This is a genomic window from Streptomyces sp. NPDC096105, assembly GCF_044763335.1.
GTDB lineage: Bacteria > Actinomycetota > Actinomycetes > Streptomycetales > Streptomycetaceae > Streptomyces.
Genome location: NZ_JBIWGC010000004.1, coordinates 276,274 through 294,207, shown reverse-complemented (window position 1 = coordinate 294,207; position 17,934 = coordinate 276,274). Strand labels below are relative to the sequence as shown.

19 protein-coding genes, 1 tRNA gene and 1 pseudogene are annotated in these 17,934 nt (G+C 71.5%); 7 read left to right on the top strand and 14 right to left on the bottom strand.

The genetic code is table 11. The features are described from left to right. Positions 1-23 precede the first annotated feature (23 nt). Together ACIQ8B_RS09230 and ACIQ8B_RS09225 are read right to left on the bottom strand one after the other, a co-directional pair. Positions 24-723, bottom strand: a pseudogene (locus tag ACIQ8B_RS09230) (helix-turn-helix domain-containing protein). Beyond that, a complete protein-coding gene (locus tag ACIQ8B_RS09225; RefSeq protein WP_403546305.1) occupies positions 723-2,222 on the bottom strand; it encodes an MFS transporter in 1,500 nt (499 codons plus the stop codon). The pseudogene ACIQ8B_RS09230 and the gene ACIQ8B_RS09225 overlap by 1 nt, the downstream one beginning before the upstream one ends. 103 nt (positions 2,223-2,325) lie before the next feature. On the opposite strand from ACIQ8B_RS09225, the gene ACIQ8B_RS09220 reads away from it, so the two are divergent. Further along, positions 2,326-3,198 (top strand): helix-turn-helix transcriptional regulator, encoded by an 873-nt coding sequence (locus ACIQ8B_RS09220; protein ID WP_403546304.1) that lies wholly within the window; start codon positions 2,326-2,328, stop codon positions 3,196-3,198. Between the two features lie 67 nt (positions 3,199-3,265). Here ACIQ8B_RS09220 and ACIQ8B_RS09215 read toward each other — a convergent pair whose 3' ends face one another. Then, positions 3,266-3,553 carry a hypothetical protein gene (locus ACIQ8B_RS09215; RefSeq protein ID WP_290001244.1) on the bottom strand — a complete coding sequence of 96 codons (288 nt, stop codon included), beginning with the start codon at positions 3,551-3,553 and terminating at the stop codon, positions 3,266-3,268. Positions 3,554-3,878: 325 nt separating this feature from the next. Continuing rightward, positions 3,879-5,408 (bottom strand): MFS transporter, encoded by a 1,530-nt coding sequence (locus ACIQ8B_RS09210; RefSeq protein ID WP_403546303.1) that lies wholly within the window; start codon positions 5,406-5,408, stop codon positions 3,879-3,881. Positions 5,409-5,470: 62 nt separating this feature from the next. Between ACIQ8B_RS09210 and ACIQ8B_RS09205 the strand changes: the two genes are divergently transcribed. After that, positions 5,471-6,442, top strand: a complete 972-nt coding sequence (locus ACIQ8B_RS09205; protein ID WP_106413785.1) for a YafY family protein — start codon at positions 5,471-5,473, stop codon at positions 6,440-6,442. On the opposite strand, the gene ACIQ8B_RS09200 is transcribed toward ACIQ8B_RS09205, so the two are convergent. Beyond that, positions 6,439-7,173: a TetR/AcrR family transcriptional regulator gene (locus ACIQ8B_RS09200; RefSeq protein ID WP_403546302.1), complete on the bottom strand. Its 735-nt coding sequence runs from the start codon at positions 7,171-7,173 to the stop codon at positions 6,439-6,441. The two genes, ACIQ8B_RS09205 and ACIQ8B_RS09200, sit on opposite strands and share 4 nt — an antisense overlap. Before the next feature lie 593 nt (positions 7,174-7,766). Further along, the gene (locus tag ACIQ8B_RS09195) at positions 7,767-8,765 is read right to left on the bottom strand and encodes an RNA polymerase sigma factor RpoD/SigA (RefSeq protein ID WP_403546301.1); all 999 of its coding nucleotides are present in this window, start codon (positions 8,763-8,765) and stop codon (positions 7,767-7,769) included. 194 nt (positions 8,766-8,959) lie between these two features. Between ACIQ8B_RS09195 and ACIQ8B_RS09190 the strand changes: the two genes are divergently transcribed. Beyond that, on the top strand, positions 8,960-9,478 hold the full coding sequence (locus tag ACIQ8B_RS09190) for a GNAT family N-acetyltransferase (protein ID WP_403546300.1): 519 nt from the start codon (positions 8,960-8,962) through the stop codon (positions 9,476-9,478). A gap of 48 nt (positions 9,479-9,526) precedes the next feature. On the opposite strand, the gene ACIQ8B_RS09185 is transcribed toward ACIQ8B_RS09190, so the two are convergent. Further along, positions 9,527-10,288: a dioxygenase gene (locus tag ACIQ8B_RS09185; protein ID WP_403546396.1), complete on the bottom strand. Its 762-nt coding sequence runs from the start codon at positions 10,286-10,288 to the stop codon at positions 9,527-9,529. A gap of 265 nt (positions 10,289-10,553) precedes the next feature. Between ACIQ8B_RS09185 and ACIQ8B_RS09180 the strand changes: the two genes are divergently transcribed. The 4 genes from ACIQ8B_RS09180 to ACIQ8B_RS09165 all read left to right on the top strand — a co-directional run bounded on the left by ACIQ8B_RS09180 (position 10,554) and on the right by ACIQ8B_RS09165 (position 13,696). Then, entirely contained in the window at positions 10,554-11,072 is a 519-nt protein-coding gene (locus tag ACIQ8B_RS09180) for a MarR family winged helix-turn-helix transcriptional regulator (RefSeq protein WP_290001256.1), read from the top strand. 181 nt (positions 11,073-11,253) lie between these two features. Further along, on the top strand, positions 11,254-12,546 hold the full coding sequence (locus ACIQ8B_RS09175) for a M6 family metalloprotease domain-containing protein (RefSeq protein ID WP_403546299.1): 1,293 nt from the start codon (positions 11,254-11,256) through the stop codon (positions 12,544-12,546). 81 nt (positions 12,547-12,627) lie between these two features. Then, positions 12,628-13,446 carry an SAM-dependent methyltransferase gene (locus tag ACIQ8B_RS09170; RefSeq protein WP_403546298.1) on the top strand — a complete coding sequence of 273 codons (819 nt, stop codon included), beginning with the start codon at positions 12,628-12,630 and terminating at the stop codon, positions 13,444-13,446. A 174-nt stretch (positions 13,447-13,620) separates the two neighbouring features. Beyond that, positions 13,621-13,696, top strand: a tRNA-Arg gene (locus tag ACIQ8B_RS09165). A gap of 68 nt (positions 13,697-13,764) precedes the next feature. Here ACIQ8B_RS09165 and ACIQ8B_RS09160 read toward each other — a convergent pair. The 7 genes from ACIQ8B_RS09160 to ACIQ8B_RS09130 all read right to left on the bottom strand — a co-directional run bounded on the left by ACIQ8B_RS09160 (position 13,765) and on the right by ACIQ8B_RS09130 (position 17,881). Next, positions 13,765-14,919: a tyrosine-type recombinase/integrase gene (locus tag ACIQ8B_RS09160; RefSeq protein WP_403546297.1), complete on the bottom strand. Its 1,155-nt coding sequence runs from the start codon at positions 14,917-14,919 to the stop codon at positions 13,765-13,767. Continuing rightward, positions 14,919-15,101 carry a helix-turn-helix domain-containing protein gene (locus tag ACIQ8B_RS09155; RefSeq protein ID WP_019524151.1) on the bottom strand — a complete coding sequence of 61 codons (183 nt, stop codon included), beginning with the start codon at positions 15,099-15,101 and terminating at the stop codon, positions 14,919-14,921. Before ACIQ8B_RS09155 ends, ACIQ8B_RS09160 begins: the two co-directional genes overlap by 1 nt. Further along, positions 15,094-16,389, bottom strand: a complete 1,296-nt coding sequence (locus ACIQ8B_RS09150; protein ID WP_403546296.1) for a replication initiator — start codon at positions 16,387-16,389, stop codon at positions 15,094-15,096. The genes ACIQ8B_RS09155 and ACIQ8B_RS09150 overlap by 8 nt, the downstream gene beginning before the upstream one ends. Before the next feature lie 153 nt (positions 16,390-16,542). Continuing rightward, positions 16,543-16,788 (bottom strand): SpdD protein, encoded by a 246-nt coding sequence (locus ACIQ8B_RS09145; protein ID WP_403546395.1) that lies wholly within the window; start codon positions 16,786-16,788, stop codon positions 16,543-16,545. 25 nt (positions 16,789-16,813) lie between these two features. Further along, entirely contained in the window at positions 16,814-17,008 is a 195-nt protein-coding gene (locus ACIQ8B_RS09140; protein WP_004986817.1) for a hypothetical protein, read from the bottom strand. 15 nt (positions 17,009-17,023) lie between these two features. Continuing rightward, positions 17,024-17,215 (bottom strand): mobile element transfer protein, encoded by a 192-nt coding sequence (locus tag ACIQ8B_RS09135; RefSeq protein WP_004986816.1) that lies wholly within the window; start codon positions 17,213-17,215, stop codon positions 17,024-17,026. A gap of 12 nt (positions 17,216-17,227) precedes the next feature. Then, positions 17,228-17,881, bottom strand: coding sequence for a DUF2637 domain-containing protein (locus ACIQ8B_RS09130; RefSeq protein ID WP_403546295.1), 654 nt, complete (start codon positions 17,879-17,881; stop codon positions 17,228-17,230). Positions 17,882-17,934: the final 53 nt, after the last annotated feature.

Here is a 17,934-nt window from a genome sequence, read left to right as displayed (position 1 = left end):
GGGGGGCGGGGTGCGGGGACGGTCTAGTCGTATGAGGGCAGGACGTCGGTGACGCCGCTCCGAAGGCTCGCTGCGGGTGGCTGGCCGCCTGCAGCGCCGTGCAGCCGGTGGCAGTTGTCGTGGATGTTCCGGACTGCTGTCGCACTTGTCCGTGCGGCTTCGGACGTGAACTCGCGTGCGTGGAGGAGTTCCTCGGCCAGGATCCGTTGGCAGCGCTCCACTTTCCCGTTATGGCGTGGGGTGAACGGCTTGGCCTTCCGGTGCCTGCTCTCTTTGCCGACGATCCGCGCGAAATCGCCCGAGCGACAGCGGCGCCGTTGTCGGTCACAACTCGGTGGATGTGGTTGATTCCATGGGCGGTGAACCAGACCTTTGCCCGAGCCGAGCCAGGTGTCGTGTGACGGTCCGCCGGCTGGTCGTGAACCCTGTCTCAGCGAGTTCGTGAGTGATCCGCTGCGCGGACCATTTCTCTCCGCTGCACCATGTCTCGATCTTGGTGATCGCCTCGGTCGGGGTCGCGTTCGGGCTGGTATGCGGGGCCGAGGGCCGGTCGTGTGGGCCAATGTCGCCGTAGCGGCGCCACCGGTTGACCCACTTGGATGCACACGCTCGTGAGATTCCCGTCTCGGCGGCGACATGGGCGATCGGGCGGCTCTCTGGCAGCGCTCCACCCATCGCCGTCGGCCTTCGGCCGGCCGACAGGGGTGCGTTGGCGTGAGCCATCAAGCCTTGCTCTCCACTCGGTCCGTCGTGGGCTCGCCGGGCACCGGCTTGGGGAGCCAGCGCAGGGCAACGGTCCCGAGTACGGCGTGCAACACGCCGGCCACCACGGCAGCGGCGTGCAGACCGGTGACGAAAGCCCCCTTCGCCTCCTGGACCGCTGCGGGCGCGAGATCGGGCAGCTGGAGGGTCTCGTCGAGGGTGGGGGCGAGATCTGGCCCCTGGAGCCGGAAGATCAGCACGGCGAGTGACCCGAGGATCGCGATACCGAGGGCATTGCCGATCTCGTTGCTGGTCTCGGCGATCGCGCCCGCCGATCCCGCTCGTTCCGTGGGAACTGCCCCGACCGCGGTGTCGGCGACGACGCTGAAGGAGATGCCGTAACCCACGCCGGCGATCGCCGTCGAAGCGATGTACCAACCGATCCCGCCTGTTGTCGTGGTGGGGAGCAACAGCACCAGACCGGCCGCGATGGAGAAGTGGCAGATGATGAGCGCGGCCCTCTTGCCGATGCGATCGACGACAGCCGGCGTGACGATGCAGGAGACCGTGAGGACGACCGCACCGGGGAGCGCCAGGAGTGCCGCGTGCAGGACGCTCAGGCTCAGGACGGACTGGAGGTAGACGCCTGCCAGGTACGCCGCCGCCGACCACGCTGCCAGCGGCAGCAGACCGGTGATGATCGCGATCGTGAAGACGCGGTCACGGAACAGGGAGAAGTCGATCAGCGGGTGCTCAAGGTGCCGCTGGCGGAGAGTGAACCGCGTCAGCAGCACGACGCCGAGGAGCGCCGTCACGGCTGACAGGACCGACACTCCGTCCGCGGCCATGTGCTTGAGACCGTAGATCGTGAGCAGGAGGCCTCCGGCGGAGGTCGCGACACTGAGCGAGTCGATGCGACCTGGCCGAGTCGCGCGGACCTCGCGGAGAAGGACAGGCGCGAACAGCAGGAACACGACGATGACGGGGAGGTTGATGAGGAAGACCGAGCCCCACCAGAACCGCTCCAGGAGGGTGCCGCCGACGATCGGGCCGACGGCGAACCCGGCTGCGAACGCGGCGGCGAAGATGCCGATGGCCCGCGCCCGGCGCCGGGAGTCGGGGAACAGCTCGCTCAGCACGGCCAGGGCCGAGGGCAGGAGGGTCGCGCCGGCCACCCCCATGAGCGCTCGGAAGGCGACGAGAAGCTCCGGGCTCGGTGCGAACGCCGCCCCGGCGGACCCGGCTCCGAACACGGTCGCGCCGATCATCAGCAGCTTCAGCCGGCCGTAGCGGTCGCCGATGCTGCCGAAGGCGATCAGCAAGGAGCCGACGGCGAAGCCGTAGACGTCCAGGATCCACAACGCCTGGTCGGCGGTCGGTGAGAGGGCTTGGCTCATCCGCGGCATCGCCAGGAACAGGATCGATCCGTCCATGGAGACGAGGAGGACCGGTCCGAGGATCACCGCGAGCCCGAGCCACGCCCGCAGGCCAGGTGAGTTGTGCACACGCTGTTGAGTCATGCCGTCGACGGTCCGACGCAACGCGGTCGCCAGCCATCCCCGTGCCGTGGGTACACCCGACAGGTACACCCACCGGCCTGGCCGGCATCCTAGGCTCGGGCTCATGGAGAGCCTCGGAACGTTCCTGAAGAGCCGCCGTGACCGGGTCACTCCGGCTGAGATCGGCCTGCGCACCTACGGCACCTCTCGCCGAGTCCCCGGCCTGAGGCGTGAAGAGCTCGCTCAGCTCGCCGGAGTGAGTGTGGGGTACTACACGCGCTTGGAACAAGGCCAGGCCGAGACCGCTTCCGAGCAGGTTCTCGACGCGCTCGCTCGTGTGCTCCGGCTCGACCAGGTGGAGACCGTCCACCTGCACAATCTCGCTCGACAATCCGTGAAGCCCGGCCTGTGCGAACCGCCTCGCGAGGAGCCTCACCCGCGAGTCCTCACCCTCCTGGAATCACTCGGTGAGGCCACACCCGCGATTGTTCTCGGCAGGCGTGGAGACGTGCTCGCGTGGAACCGCACCGGACACGCACTCGTCGCCGAGCACATCTCCTACGAAGCGCCACAAGACCCGGCACAGCGTCCGTCGATCCCACGGATGTTCTTCCTCGATCCCCTCACCCGCGACATGTACCGCAACTGGCACGAGCTCGCCCGCATCCACGTCGCCTACCTGCGACTCACCGCGGGCCGGTACCCCACCGATGCCCGCCTGGCCGGGCTGATCGGTGAACTCACCATGCGCAGCGACGACTTCGCCACGATGTGGGCCACCGGTGACGTCTCCGATTGCACCGTCGGGGCCATGCACCTGCAGCACCCCACCGTCGGTGCCGTGAACGTGGACTACCAGGTGTGGCTCCAACCCGACAGCCCCGACCACCGAGTCGAGATCTACACCCCGAAGGACTCAGCCTCTTCGGACGCGTTGCGAGTCCTGACCCATCAAAGCGGCCGGGCCGGTGAGCCACGGCCGATCAGACAGCACTGAATCACTGACCTGATCAGACAGGCCCCAGGCGCAGCTCCGCCGTCAGCAACGTCGTTGCCCGCAACATCTAGTCCCCTTCGGAGAGGCGCCGTACGAGGACGGCGAACGCGTCGCGTTCGGCCTCGGTGAGGCGTACGGTCTCGGCGCTCGGGCCGGTGGCCCGCTGGCGGGGGATGACGGGGACGCCGTGGTGGGTGTGCATCGCGGTGGGCTCCGCCCCGGGGTGGTCGCGTGCGCGCCTGCGGACGCGGACGCGGCGCCGCAGGGCGTCGGCCAGACCTGCCGCGCAGGCCACAACCACCAAGGTGAGGACGGTGGCACCCGTCGTCCGCGAGAGGGTCTCTTGCTCAGCCATGCGGCCCAGTACACACCACGGTCCGGGGCTTTGTACCCCGGACCGTGACGATCGTGATCTATATCGCACTAGGCATGAATGGCCCACACACCCCCAAACGGACGCATCGTCACAAGGTCTGCACGGCGACCGCTTCCCTGCTCCGGTCCGGTGCCGGGGCGGCGTCCGTGTCCGCCGCCGGGCCGGCCGGATCCGCCGTACGGCACAGGCCCTTGAGGACGACGATCACGAAGGCCGTGGGGTGCGCGGGCGGCCTCGCCAGGCCCGTTTCCCTGCACGGCTGCACGGCTGCACGGCTGCACGGCGGGAAACCGGAGGGGGCCCGTCAGGGCACCAGCTCCCGCTCCTTCTCCCCCGTCACGGGCGCCTCCTCGACGCCCCCGCCGCCCTCGACGTGCTGCGCCGGACGCTTCGGCAGGGCGAACATCAGCAGGTAGATCGCGCCGAGCACCGCCGCCACCCAGCCCAGTGCGTGGGTGAAGCCGTCGACGAAGGCCGGGCCCACCTCGGCGGGCGTGAGCCGTTCGTCGATCACGCCGAAGAACACCACGGACACCAGGCCGAGGCCGAGCGCGTGGCCCATCTGCTGCACGGTGTTGATGAGCCCCGACGCCGATCCGGCGTGCTCGCGCGGCACTTCGGACAGCACCGCGTCCGTCAGCGGGGCCACGATCAGGCCCATGCCGGCCCCCATGACGACCAGCGGGAGCACCATCTGCCAGGAGGTGATGCCGAGTCCGTAGCGTTCGGCCTCCGCCAGGTAGATCAGCACGCCGGCCGTCATCACCAGGGCGCCCGCCTGGAGCACCTTGCGTCCGAAGCGCGGGACCAGTCGCTGGACGGACACCGCGGCCGCCACCGACACCGCGACGGAGAACGGCACGCCGGTCAGTCCGGCGCGCAGCGCGCTCCAGCCCAGCCCGACCTGCATGTACAGCGTCCAGACCAGGAAGAACACGCCGAGGCCGACGCCGAACACCGTCTGCACGGCGATGCCCGCCGCGAAGCTCTTCACCCGGAACAGCGACAGTTCGATCAGCGGGGACCCGTCCCGGGCGCCCCTGGCCCGCTCGTACGCCACCAGGGCCGCGAACACCACGAGCGCGCCGGCCATCGACACGTACCCCCACACCGGCCAGCCCAGTTCGCGGCCGCGGGTGAGCGGGTAGAGCAGCATGAGCAGGGCGAGCGTGACGAGGGCGGCGCCGGGCAGGTCGAGGGTGCGGGCGCGCGGTGCCTTGGACTCGGTGATGAAGCGGCTGCCGAGGACGAGGGCGGCGATGCCGACGGGCAGGTTGATCAGGAAGATGGGCCGCCACTCCAGGCCGAACAGGTTCCACTGGGTCAGCAGCGCGCCGAGCAGCGGTCCGGACACGGCGCCCAGGCCGACGACGGCGCCGAACAGGCCGAACACCTTGCCGCGTTCGTGCGCCGGGAAGGTGGCGTGCACGATCGAGAGCACCTGCGGCACCATCAGCGCGGCCGTGGCGCCCTGGAGGATGCGGGAGGCGACCAGCATCTCGGGGTTGACGGCGAGGCCGCACAGGGCGGAGGCGGCGGTGAAGCCGCTGACGCCGACGAGGAAGATCCGCTTGCGGCCGTGGATGTCGCCGAGCCGTCCGCCGGTGATCAGCCCGGCGGCGAAGGCGAGCGCGTAGCCGGCGGTGATCCACTGGATCTGGCTGAAGGTGGCGCCCTCGTCGCGCTGGATCGACGGGACGGCGATGTTGACGATGGTGACGTCGACGAGGTCCATGAAGGCCGCGGTCATCACGATGGCCAGCGCGAACCAGCGCCGGCGGTCGTTCGTGGCGGGCTGCGGCGTCTGCGTGGGAGCAGGGTCGGTGGAATGCATGTCCGTGAAGTTAGGACCTCAGTAGGTCGGATCCGGTCCTAGTGGTGCGGCATGCTCGGTCCATGACGACGGACACCCCGGCCCGGCTGCTCCAGCTCCTCTCCCTCCTCCAGACGCCCCGCGAGTGGCCCGGCGGCGAGCTGGCCGACCGCCTCGGGGTCTCCCGGCGCACGGTCCGGCGGGACATCGAGCGGTTGCGGGACCTCGGTTATCCCGTGCGGGCGACGATGGGATCGGACGGCGGCTACCGACTGGTCGCCGGGAAGGCGATGCCGCCGCTGGTGCTGGACGACGAGGAGGCGGTGGCCATCGCGGTCGGCCTGCGGGCCGGCGCCGGGCACGCGCTGGAGGGCGTGGACGAGGCGTCGGTGCGGGCCCTGGCGAAGCTGGAGCAGGTGCTGCCCGGCAGGCTGCGCCACCGTGTCAGCACGCTCCAGGCCGCGACGACGCCGCTGACCAGCGGGGACGGTGCGACCATCGCCCCGGGGACGCTGACCGTGATGGCGTCCACGGTGGCCGGGCACGAACGGCTGCGGTTCTCCTACCGGGCGGCCGACGGCACCGAGTCCCGGCGCCTGACGGAACCCCACCGGCTGGTGTCCACCGGCCGCCGCTGGTACCTCGTCGCCTATGACGTCGACCGCGCGGACTGGCGGACGTTCCGCGTCGACCGGATCAGCGACACCTTCGCCACCGGCGCCCGTTTCGCACCGCGCGAACCGCCGACGGGCAGCGCCGCGGAGTACCTGCGCCGGTCCATGAACCGCGCGCACGAGTCGTACGAGCTCGTCGTCACGTTCGCCGCGCCCGCCGCGACGGTCGCGGCCCGGCTCCCGCACTGGATGGGCGCGCCCGAGCCGCTGGACGACAGCCGCTGCCGGCTGCGGACGACGGTGAGCGAGCCCAAGGACTGGATGGCGGTACGCCTGGCCCTGCTGGGCCACGCCTTCACCGTCCAGGAGCCGCCGGAACTGGCCGAGGCGGCACGGGAGCTGGGCGCCCGGCTGACCGGGGCAGCGGGCGCCGCCGACTAGGACGGACGCCGGTTCCTGGAACCGTCCCGCGCCGGCATCACCGCGTCCCAGGGGAAGTCCCGCAGCGCCGCCAGGCTGGCCGCGGCCAGTGCGGCCGGGCTCTCCGGGCCCTCCGCCGGGCCGTCGCCCGCCGCCCAGCTCTCCATGGCCGTGCGGACGGCCGCGCACGCGACGGCCGCGGCGAAGCACAGGCGGGTGCGGGCGGCGACGTCGGCGTCCGGACGCGGAGGCCGGCCCTCGGTCAGCCGGTGGGCCAGCGCCTCCGCCAGGTCCCGTTCCGAGGTGCGGCAGGCATCCGCCCAGATCCTGCTCAGCGCGGGGTTGTCCGCCGCGAGCCGGATGAGGGCGCGCACCCAGTTCCAGGACTCCTCGGTGACCCCGAGGCCGGGTGTGAGGGTGTGGCGCGCGGCCTCCTCGAGCACGCGCGGCAGCGGTGTCCCGGCGGGGGCGGTGCGGACCGCGTCCACCCAGCGCCGGGCGCCGATCGCGTAGAGGGGGCCGATGGCCTCTTCCTTGGTGGCGAAATACCGGTAGAAGGTGCGCGGGGCGACGCCGGCCGCGTGGGCGATGTCCTCGGCGCGGGTGGCACGCAGTCCCTGCCGGACGAAGAGGGCGGCGGCGGTACGGGCGATGTGGAGGCGGGTCTGCGCCTTGCGCCGTTCGGTCAACGAGCCGTCGGCCGCCGGGTCTTCGGGAAACGGCGGGGGCGGCGTCGGGGTGGTGCTGCTCACCTTCGGCAGGCTATGCCCATGTGGCACAATCTGCCATCTGGCGGGCCACCCCGGGGTTCAGGTCCGGGGTGACCCGCTATGAGCGCGGTCCGTGCCGAACCCGGCCTGAGAAGCCGTAGGCGGCTTGAGAGGCCGGACCCGGCATGAGAAGCCGAACCCGGCATGAAAGACCGTACGCGGCTGAGAAGCCGTGTGCGGCACGAGAACCGTGTGCGCGGCGTGAGGAGCCGTGCGCGGGCTCGAGAACCCGGGGCCCGGCACAGGAGAAGCCGGGCCCGGCGCCCGGGGGGACAGGCGCCGGACCCGGCCTGGGAAGTCCCGGCGCCGGGGGGGTGGTGCGTCGGGACGTGGCGTGTGGGTCGGCCCGCGGGGCTCATGGCCCCGGGGGCTTGTCGAATACCGGGTTCGGAAGTCTTGTTCCCTGACCCCAGCGGGTTGAAGCGGCGGGCTACAGCCATGTTTGCGCGGTCTTCCGCCACCCGGCGCACGCGGCACGCGCTCCTCACGCGGCTGCGCGGGGCCCGGCCGTCACGCGGGACGGGTGGCGGACGCACGCGGGGACCGGCCGCCGCGCCGGCGGACGGGAACGCCCGTCACGCCGCCGCGTCGAACCCGGTGCTGCGGGCCAGCTTCTTCAGCTCCAGCAGCGCGTGCTTCTCGATCTGGCGGATGCGCTCGCGCGTCAGGCCGTGCTCCTTGCCGACCTCGGTCAGCGTGCGCTCCCGGCCGTCCTCGATGCCGTAGCGCATCTTGATGATGGAGGCCGTGCGCTGGTCGAGGCGGCCGATCAGGTCGTCCAGCTCCTCGCTGCGCAGCAGCGTCATCACCGACTGCTCCGGCGACACCGCTGAGGTGTCCTCCAGGAGGTCGCCGAACTGGGTCTCGCCCTCGTCGTCCACCGACATGTTCAGCGAGACCGGGTCGCGCGCCCAGTCGAGCACGTCGGTGACGCGCTCCGGCGTGGAACCGAGCTCGGCGGCGATCTCCGCGGGCTCGGCGTCGCGGCCGTGCTCACGGTTGAACTCGCGCTGCACGCGCCGGATCCGGCCCAGCTCCTCCACCAGGTGGACGGGCAGGCGGATGGTGCGCGACTGGTCGGCTATGGACCGGGTGATGGCCTGCCGGATCCACCAGGTGGCGTACGTCGAGAACTTGAAGCCCTTGCGGTAGTCGAACTTCTCGACCGCGCGGACCAGGCCGGCGTTGCCCTCCTGGATCAGGTCGAGCAGCGGCAGGCCGCTGCGCGGGTACCGGCGGGCGACGGCGACGACCAGGCGGAGGTTGGAGCGGATGAAGATGTCCTTGGCCCGCTCGCTCTCGTCGACCAGGGCCTGGAGCTCCTCGGGGGTCGCTCCCACCGTGTTCTCCTCGAGGCCGTCGAGGATCTGTCGTGCGAACACACCCGCTTCGATGATCTGTGACAGCTCGACCTCCTTGGCGGCGTCGAGCAGCGGCGTGCGCGCGATTTCGTCGAGGTACATGCCGACCAGGTCGCGGTCGGCGATCTCGCCGCCATGGGCGCGAACACTGCTTGCCGAGTCGGCCGTCTCGCCGGAGGCGGACTGACGACGGGCGACGGCACGGGTTGCCATGCGTGCTCCCTTGCGATGGTGAGGTCAGCGGGCGGTCCTGCGGACGCTGGGCACGGTCCTCAGGGTCTCTTCCGGACTCTGCTCGGGTGCCCGCATCCGTAGGAAACAACGACTGGAATCAGGACAGAATTCCCAACACGCCCACCAATTTTTCTGATCATGCAGTACCCTGTCCGGCCACGCAGGGAGGTGTGATGCCGTCCGATCAGGCGGAGGTGCAGGTCAGACCGGGGACCGAGGCGGACCTCGAGGCCCTCACCGACCTCTACAACCACTACGTACGTGAGACGGCCGTCACGTTCGACATCACTCCGTTCACTCCGGCGGAGCGACGCCCCTGGCTGCTCTCCCACCCTGTAGACGGCTCCCACCGCCTGATGGTTGCCACGGCCGCCGGCACGGGCCGCGTCCTGGGGTACGCCACGTCCAGCCCCTTCCGGCCCAAACCCGCGTACGCGACCTCCGTGGAGACGACCGTGTACGTCGCCCCGGACGCCGGCCGGCGCGGCATCGGCACCCTGCTCTACCAGGCGCTGTTCGACGCCCTGGCCGGTGAGGGCCTGCACCGCGCCTACGCGGGCATCGCCCAGCCGAACGCCGCCTCGACGCGTCTGCACGAGCGCTTCGGCTTCCGGCACGTCGGCACGTACCGGGAGGTGGGCCACAAGTTCGGCCGCTGGTGGGACGTGGCCTGGTACGAGAAGGAGCTGTGACCCCAGGGTCCCGGCCGCCGGGGCCACAGAACGTGCCGGGGGCCCGCCTCAGCCGAACTGCACCGACCGCTTGGCCAGCCCCATCCAGAACCCGTCGATCACGGACTTCTGTTCCCCAAGCTCGCCGGCCGCGTCGGCGGCGCCCATGGCGACGAAGAGCGGGGCGAAGTGCTCGGTGCGCGGGTGGGCGAGCCGGCCGGCGGGGGACTTGCGGAGAAAGTCCAGCAGCGCGTCCACGTCCCGCGCCTGGAGCGCCTCCCTGCCCCACGCGTCGAACTCGGCCGACCAGGCGGGGATGCCGCCCTGGCGCAGCGCGGCGAGGTTGTGGGTGAAGAACCCGGAGCCGACGATCAGCACGCCCTCGTCGCGCAGCGGTGCGAGCCGGCGCCCGATGTCCATCAGCTTCACGGGGTCGAGGGTCGGCATGGACACCTGGAGGACGGGGATGTCGGCCTCCGGGTACATCTCGACGAGCGGGACGTAGGCGCCGTGGTCCAGGCCCCGGTCGGGGACGTCCTGGACGGGGGTGCCGGGGGCACGCAGCAGCTTGCGCACGGACTCGGCGAGCTCGGGGGCGCCGGGGGCGGGGTAGGTGACCCGGTAGTAGTGCTCGGGGAAGCCCCAGAAGTCGTGGACGAGGGGCACGGTCTCGGTGGCGCCGAGGGCGAGCGGGGCCTCCTCCCAGTGGGCGGAGACGACGAGGATCGCCTCGGGGCGGGGCAGGCCCGCGGACCAGGCGGCCAGCTCGCCGGGCCAGACGGGGTCGTCGGCGAGGGGCGGGGCGCCGTGGCTGAGGTAGAGCGCCGGCATGCGCTCCTGAGTGGCGGCGGTCATGACGGCGACTCCTTTCTGCGGCGTCTCTGCGGCGGCCCCACGGTTTCTGCGACGCGTCCGGTGGCCACCGTGCGGCGGCCACGAGTGGTGGTCACCGAGTGGCGGTCACCGACCGGTGGTCACCGAGTGGTGGTCACCGAGTGGTGGTCACCGACCGGTGTACTTGAACTCTCAACTTTCACTGCCGACTGTACGCCTCATTTGTTTAAGCTTCAAGGAGAGCGCCCGTACAGTGGAGTGCATGAACACGGCACCCGCATCTTCGGCAGCCGCCGGGGAGCCACGCTGGCTCACCGACGAGGAACAGCGCGTCTGGCGCGCGTACGTCGACGCCACCACGCTCCTGGAGGACCACCTCGACCGTCAGCTCCAGCGGGACGCGGGCATGCCGCACGTCTACTACGGCCTGCTGGTCAAGCTGGCCGAGGCGCCCCGCCGGCGGCTGCGCATGACGGAGCTGGCGAAGGACGCCAAGATCACCCGCTCCCGCCTGTCGCACGCGGTCGCCCGGCTGGAGAAGAACGGCTGGGTCCGCCGCGAGGACTGCCCCTCCGACAAGCGCGGCCAGTTCGCCGTGCTCACCGACGAGGGCACGGAGGTGCTGCGCCGCCACGCCCCCGGCCACGTCGACGCCGTACGGCAGGCGGTGTTCGACCGGCTCACACCGGAGCAGCAGAAGTCCCTCGGCGAGATCATGGGGATCATCGCCGAGGGACTTCAGCCGAGCGGAGCGGGCGCGGACCTGCCCTGGCTCCGCTGACACCGCGGAAGGGTCCTCGGTCCCGCACACGGGAAACCCTTACGTGACCCAGCTCACGCCCGAAGCCCGGCCGCACCCCACGATCGGACCACCCGGCGAGCGCACCCCCGACCCGTGACACAGGGTGATCGGGAGGGTGCAGTCGGAGACGGCGGCTGCCGTGCGGAGCGGAGGTTTCCCTATGCAGCCGCGTCCGAGCCGAGGCCGGATATCCCCGCGCCGCCTGGCCGCCCTGGGCTCCGTCACCGCCCTCACCCTCGCGGTCTGCAGCTCGGCCGGCAGCGGCCACCTCTCCCCCGCGACCACCGCCCCCGGCGCCGGCCCGAGCGCCCTGTCCCGCAGCTCCGCCCACGGGCCCTGCATGATCGGCAGCGACCGCGACGTGCAGATGTCCGAGGGCATCCCGACGGACCCCGGCTACACCCGCTCCACCGGCACCGTCCGCGCCCTCACCCTGATGATCGACTTCTCGGACGCGCCCGGCGAGGGCGACGCCCTCGACCGCTACCGCGAGTTCTTCCCGCAGACCCGCGAGTGGTTCACCACCAGCTCCTACGGCCGCCTCGACTACCGCCCCGAACTGCCCGTCCCCGAGTGGCTGCGCATGCCCAAGTCCTTCCGCCAGTACGGCATAGAGCGCGGCGCGCCCTTCGACCCCGGCTACCGGGAGCTGGTCCGCGACATCGTCTCCGAGGCCGACGCGGAGGTGGACTTCCGGGCGTACGACCTGGTGAACGTGCTCGTCACCCCCAACGCGGGACCGGCCGCCCTGGACACCGTCCTGTCCGTCACCTTCGCCGGCAACGACGAGGCCCCCACCGCGGACGGCAGACCCGTCTCCAACGCGTCGTTCGTCTACTCCCGCCAGGACGACGGCTCCGGCTCCTACGACCGCACCGGCTACCGCGTGCTCCCGCACGAGAACGGCCACGTCTTCGGCCTGCCCGACCTCTACACCGCCGAGGGCGGCGGCGCGGTCGGCCACTGGGACATCATGAGCGAGGACTGGGGCGCCAACAACGACTTCCTCGCCTGGCACAAGTGGAAGCTCGGCTGGCTCGACACCTCCCAGGTGAGCTGCGTGGCGCAGCGCGGCTCGCGGGAGTACGTCCTGACCCCGCTGGCCCGCCCGGGCGGCCCCAAGCTGCTCTTCATACCGCTCGACGCGCATTCCGGGTACGCGGTGGAGCTGCGCACCCGCGCCGGGAACGACGAGGCGGTGTGCCGGCCGGGCATCCTCGTCTACCGGGTCGACGCGGACGTGGACACGGGCATGGGCCCCATCACCGTCCACGACGCGACCCGGGACAGCGGCGGCTGCACCCGGGCCCCGAACGTGCACGCGGAACTGTCGGACGCGACCTTCACCCCGGGCCAGAGCTTCGTGGACCGCGAGGAGGGAGTACGGGTGGCGGTGCTGGCCGGGGGCGAGGACGAGTACCGGGTCAGGGTCACCCGCACGTCGGCGTCCTGACGTCGTCAGGGCGTGGTACCCCGCCCAACTCCCTCCGCTAGGTTGCTCCTTGACAGCTGCCGGCCAGCTCTGGAGGACGTAGTGACGGAGATATCCGCGGCATCGCTCGAGGCACGCGCGCGCATCAGGACCGACCAGCCGCACACCGCACGCATCTGGAACTACTGGCTGGGCGGCAAGGACAACTACCCGGTCGACCAGGCCGCCGGCGACCAGATCCGCACGCTGCACCCCGGCATCGGCGACTACGCCCTCGCCGACCGGCAGTTCCTCGGCCGCGCCGTGCGGCATCTGGCCGGGCGGTGCGGGATCCGGCAGTTCCTCGACATCGGCACCGGCCTGCCCACCGCGGACAACACCCACGAGGTCGCGCAGCGCGTCGCCCCCGACTCCCGCGTCGTCTACGTCGACAACGACCCCATCGTGCTGGCCCACGCCGAGGCGCTGCTCACCAGCACGCCGGAGGGCAGCACGGCGTACTTCGACGAGGACCTGCGCAACATCGACGCCATCCTCGAACAGGCCGCGCGGTCCCTGGACTTCAGCCGGCCGGTCGCCCTCGTCCTGCTCGGCGTGGTCATCTTCATCGAGGACGACGAGGAGGCGTACGACGTCGTGCGCCGCCTGATGGACGCCCTGCCGTCCGGCAGCCACCTGGTCCTCTCCCACACGATCACCCGCCCGGACATGCCGGACGTGGACGCGGCGGTCGCCTTCTGGAACGAGAACGGCACGCCGAAGCTGACCCAGCGGACGCCGGAGGCGGTGGTCCGCTTCTTCGACGGGCTGGAGCTGCTGGAGCCCGGGGTGGTCTCCTGCAACCGCTGGCGCCCGGAGGAGGCCTCCGGGGACCTCCCGGCGGAGGTGGCGATGTTCGGAGGGGTGGGGCGGAAGGACTGAGGCGCGAGGGCGGGTCGGGAGGGGCGGCCGACCCAGGGGCTCTCCTCCCCGTCCCCACCCGCCCGGGCTCCGATCCGGTACCCTGTGGATCGAGCGCCCCGGCGGACGCCGCTGCCCCCCGTGACCGGGCCCGCGGCCACCGACCAGGACGCTCACGGCTTGACCGCCGACCACGCCTTCGTAGCTCAGGGGATAGAGCACCGCTCTCCTAAAGCGGGTGTCGCAGGTTCGAATCCTGCCGGGGGCACCAGCGCAAAGGCCCCGGACCGATCATGGTCCGGGGCCTTTGACATCCACTTCTGACATCAACGAGCGCGGTCACTGACGACCGGGACGCCTCTTCCTGAGCAGCCGATCCATGTGGCTCATGGCCTCGCGCTGCGTGTCCTGCACGACGTGCGTGTACACGTCCATGGTGATGCTGATCTGCGAGTGGCCCAGGATCTCCATCACCACGCGGGGCGCGACCCCGGCCGCCGTCAGGAGCGTCGCCGTGCCGTGCCGGGCATCGTGCAGCCGGATCACCCGGAGGCCGGCGGACCGGGCCACGCGGGTGAAGGAACGGTAGAGGTTCCGCGGCTCGACCGGGCGCCCGGTCCGGGTGGTGAAGACGTAGTCCGACTCCCGCCAGGTCTCCCCCGCTTTCGTCCGAGCCGCCACCTGCCTCATGCGGTGCCAGCGCAGCGGCGCGATGCAGAGCGCGGGCAGCGGGACGGCACGGCGACGACGGCTCTTGGGATCGTCGTCGTACAGCACGCCCCGGCGCCGCTGCGTCTGCTGGCGGACGTAGAGGACCCGGCCGTCGAGGTCGACGTCCGACCAGCGCAGGCCCACGATCTCTCCCCGGCGGAGCCCCATGGCGATGGCGAGCACGAAGGCCGCGTAGAGCGGGTCCTTGCGCGAGGCGGCCAGGAAGTCGAGCGTCTCGTCGAGGCTCCAGGGCTTCAACTCGCGGTTATCGGTGCGGGGAGGCTCGACGAGCTTGGCGACGTTCCGCGTGATCAGTTCCTCGCGGCACGCGGAGGACAGCGCCGAACGCAGCACCCGGTGTGCCTCCTTGGCCGTAGCCGCCGTGGTCTTCTCCTCCAGACGGACGAGGAAGCGGCGCACGTCGGTGACGCCCAGCGATTCGAGCCGCTTGGCACCGAGGAGCGGCACCAGGTAGAGCCGTACGTGTGCTTCGTACTTGTCGTACGTGCTGAGCTTGCGCCGGGTCTTGATGACGTTGTCCAGCCAGTACGGCAACCACTCGGCGAGCCTGGCCGACCGGGTCGGCACGGGCACGCCCTGATCGACCTTGTCGAGCAGTTCCCGACGCTTGGCGTCGCACTCTGCCCAGGTCTTGCCATAGGCGAACTTGCGGGCACGGGTGCCGTCCGGTTGGAGGACGTACACCGCGCACTGGAAACGGCCGTCCTTGCGCTTGGTGATGGTGCCGGCGCCGTTGGGGTTCCGCTTGCGTTGCTGGGCCATCAGGCCGCCGCCTCCAGTTCGTTGGTGATGTACTCGCGGACGGCCCGCGCCGGGATACGGCGGCACCGGCCGATGGTGATCGAGGGCAGGCGACGGGACCGGATCAGGTCGTAGACCGTGGAGCGACCGACCTTCAGCCGCTCCATCACCTCGGGCACCGTCAGCAGCTCGTCATCACGCATGGGTCGGTTCTCCTTCCGTTCCGGGGGCGGGTTCGAGGGTTTCGGCGAGCCAGGCTTCGGCGTCGGTGAGGCCGGTCCCGGCGTAGACCCAGTGCGCGAGGACGAGGGTCGTGTCCGGGTCGGTCCCGTTCGCTGCCAGGGCTTGTGCGCGGCGCCATTCGGCGCGGGCGTCGCGGAGGGCGCCGAGGGTGGTGGAGTATCGGCGGGACTTGGTGGAGAAGTGGCCGCGGAAGCCGAGCATGTGGGCCCAGGCCCGCAGGCGGAGGTGTTCCAGGTCCTTGCGCGCGCCGAGGGTCCAGGCGGTGCGGATGAGCCGGCGGGCGTGGTCGCTGATGTCGAGCTGGGCGAGTTCGGCGAGGAACTTCAGCGGCCGGTCCAGAGCTCCCGTGGCGGTCTCGGCGCCCTTGGTGGCGTACTTGGCGATGTACGCGGCGACAGCCCGTTCGGTCAGTTCCTGGCCCTCGTCGAAGTCGGCCGAGCGGATGGTGCGGACGTCGAGCTGTCGGCCGAAGGCGAAGGCGTGGGCCCGGCCGTCGATGACCGGGCCGTCCACGCGGGCGGCGGTGGCGGCGGCCCGGATGGCGTCGGTCAGCAGCTCGGCGGTGGCCCAGGCGGGAGGCGGGGTGTCGCCGCCGTCGGGGCCGTCGATGCGGATGACGGCGTGGAAGTGGACGGCCCCGCGCTTCTGGTACTCGGCGACCTTGGCAAAGGACACCCGGGCGTGCTCGCGGAAGGCCCGCTGGGTGAGGCCAGCGCGCTTGGTGACCTCCCGGCGCAGGTAGATGGAGAAGCGCCGCCACAGCGGACCGGCGTGCGCGTTCCAGAGCACGGCCGCTTCGTAGTCGTAGGTGTCCGGGGCGAGCGGGGTGCCGAGGGCGGGGTCGTCCTGGTCGTGGAGCGCGCCGCAGCGGCAGCGGCGGACCGATCCGGCCGGGCCGGCGGGACGGTTGTGGACCGGGCCGAAGCTGGGGGCGGTGAAGGTGGCGAAGACGCGCGGGTGGGCGGCGACGCGTTCGGGGATGCCCTTGCCGCCGCGCAGTCCGGAGGTGATCAGGTGGAAGGTGTCGCGGCGGTACACCTCGGCGCAGGCCGCGCACCGGGTGGTACGGCGGTTGTTGCAGCGGACCAGGAGGTGACCGGCCGGGAGGCTGGAGGAGTCGAGGTGGTGGAGGACGTTGCCGATTTCGCCGGTGCGGGTGTTGACGTCGTACTCGGTGCGGTGGCCGTCGAGGCGGATCGGGTGCGTGCAGCCGCCGAGGCCGGCGAGCTGGCGCAGGAGTGCGGGCATGGTGCCGAGGGCGGCCAGTTCGCCGAGTTCGTGGAGCGGAGGCGGAGTGGCGCGGGTGATGATGGCTTTCTCCTTCTGGTTCGGCTGGAGGGAGACGGCCCCCGGGGCGGCGGATGCTTGGCGGTATCGAGGCCGCCCCGGGGGTCCGGTGCGTCAGCGGCGGTGCTGGTCGCGGAGCAGCGAGCGCAGGACCACGGCGGCGACGGCCACGGAGACGGCCGTGACGGCGACGGCGGCCAGGAGCGCAGTCAGCACGACGCCGCCGACGAGGACGGCTGCGACCGCTCTGGTGCTGACGGAGATCTGAGGGACTGGCCGCCGCACGGGCGCCTGGTCGGCCACGGTGTGGGGGTGCACGGGCGGCGGCGTCGGGCTGTCGGGGTACTTGGGCAGGAACACGGCGAAGCTCTCCTTACCTACTCGTCTAGTCATGTGAGCCGTTGACGATGTCCACGCCGGAGCGCGTGCCGGACTCGATGGCCGGGGCCAGGAAGGTGTCCGAGAGCCAGAAGCCGAAGAGGGCGATCAGGACGACGATCCACGTGCGGACGCCGAGGAACTTGACCGCTCCCCAGGCGAAGAAGCCGAGGAGGACGACGAGCGGCAGGCTGACGGTCACGGTGTGCGGGTCCTTTCAGCGGACGGGGCAGCGGTGGGTACGGGCGGCCAGTTCGGCGGCGGCGCGGCTGTCGTAGTCGGCGGAGAAGCCGCAGCGCGGGGCCGTGCAGGCGGCGGTGTGCTTCTCCCGGCCGCGACCGTCGTAGGACGTGCCGACCTGGACGGGGCCGATGCGGGTGACGGAGCGGAAGCGGCGGTTGGCGCTCACGTGGGTCTCCTTTCAGAGTTGGGCGGCGATGGCGTCGGCCATGGGAGGCGGGACGCCGAGGCGGGCGCGCAGGGTCGGGGTGTCGATGGCCGTTCCGGTGCGGGCGTGGTGCTCCGCGGCGACTTTGCGGGCGTGCTCGACCAGGGCGGTCGGGACGGCGACCGGCGGCTGGACCGGAGCCGGTGCCGACTCGACTGCCGGAGGCGCCGGGGGTTCCGGCGCGGGATCGGGCGCGTCCTCCTGGTCCTCGATGTCCTCGGGCATCTCCTGGCCCACGGCATCACTGGTCTCGTCGTGCGTGGTCGGCGACGAGTGGACGAGGAGGGTTCCGCCGAGGAAGGCGACCGCGGGCCAGCCCGCGACGAGGATGCGGAGCCAGGCCGGCACGTCGTCCAGGTCGAGCAGTCCGGCGGTGGCGACGTTCGCACCGAGGGACGCGGCGAGGGCGATCAGGAACCAGCACCACCCGGCCGCTTTCGCGTCGCCGGTCCGCAGTCGGCGCCAGGCGGCGACGAGCAGCAGGTCGACCGAGACGGGATAGGCCCACGCCTTCCACCCGTCCTGTCCGGCCGCCGAGGCGACATCGTGCAGGTGGGCGAAGGACAGCGCGGCGGCGATGACCGCTTGGACGAGCACCGCGTCGACACGGGCCAGGTGGGCACGCATGCTGCGGCTCCTTCCGGGTTCGGGCATGGGAGGGGTAGGGACATGGCGCGAGG

What these genes read in the sequence shown, in the direction of transcription:
- ACIQ8B_RS09160 (WP_403546297.1), bottom strand. Translation starts at nt 14,919, where the DNA reads ATGGCCCAGCAACGCAAGCGGAACCCCAACGGCGCCGGCACCATCACC.
- ACIQ8B_RS09130 (WP_403546295.1), bottom strand. Translation starts at nt 17,881, where the DNA reads ATGCGTGCCCACCTGGCCCGTGTCGACGCGGTGCTCGTCCAAGCGGTC.
- ACIQ8B_RS09205 (WP_106413785.1), top strand. Translation starts at nt 5,471, where the DNA reads ATGACGACGGACACCCCGGCCCGGCTGCTCCAGCTCCTCTCCCTCCTC.
- ACIQ8B_RS09180 (WP_290001256.1), top strand. Translation starts at nt 10,554, where the DNA reads ATGAACACGGCACCCGCATCTTCGGCAGCCGCCGGGGAGCCACGCTGG.
- ACIQ8B_RS09175 (WP_403546299.1), top strand. Translation starts at nt 11,254, where the DNA reads ATGCAGCCGCGTCCGAGCCGAGGCCGGATATCCCCGCGCCGCCTGGCC.
- ACIQ8B_RS09185 (WP_403546396.1), bottom strand. Translation starts at nt 10,288, where the DNA reads ATGCCGGCGCTCTACCTCAGCCACGGCGCCCCGCCCCTCGCCGACGAC.
- ACIQ8B_RS09210 (WP_403546303.1), bottom strand. Translation starts at nt 5,408, where the DNA reads ATGCATTCCACCGACCCTGCTCCCACGCAGACGCCGCAGCCCGCCACG.
- ACIQ8B_RS09225 (WP_403546305.1), bottom strand. Translation starts at nt 2,222, where the DNA reads ATGACTCAACAGCGTGTGCACAACTCACCTGGCCTGCGGGCGTGGCTC.
- ACIQ8B_RS09220 (WP_403546304.1), top strand. Translation starts at nt 2,326, where the DNA reads ATGGAGAGCCTCGGAACGTTCCTGAAGAGCCGCCGTGACCGGGTCACT.
- ACIQ8B_RS09150 (WP_403546296.1), bottom strand. Translation starts at nt 16,389, where the DNA reads ATGCCCGCACTCCTGCGCCAGCTCGCCGGCCTCGGCGGCTGCACGCAC.
- ACIQ8B_RS09195 (WP_403546301.1), bottom strand. Translation starts at nt 8,765, where the DNA reads ATGGCAACCCGTGCCGTCGCCCGTCGTCAGTCCGCCTCCGGCGAGACG.
- ACIQ8B_RS09155 (WP_019524151.1), bottom strand. Translation starts at nt 15,101, where the DNA reads ATGCGTGATGACGAGCTGCTGACGGTGCCCGAGGTGATGGAGCGGCTG.
- ACIQ8B_RS09215 (WP_290001244.1), bottom strand. Translation starts at nt 3,553, where the DNA reads ATGGCTGAGCAAGAGACCCTCTCGCGGACGACGGGTGCCACCGTCCTC.
- ACIQ8B_RS09190 (WP_403546300.1), top strand. Translation starts at nt 8,960, where the DNA reads ATGCCGTCCGATCAGGCGGAGGTGCAGGTCAGACCGGGGACCGAGGCG.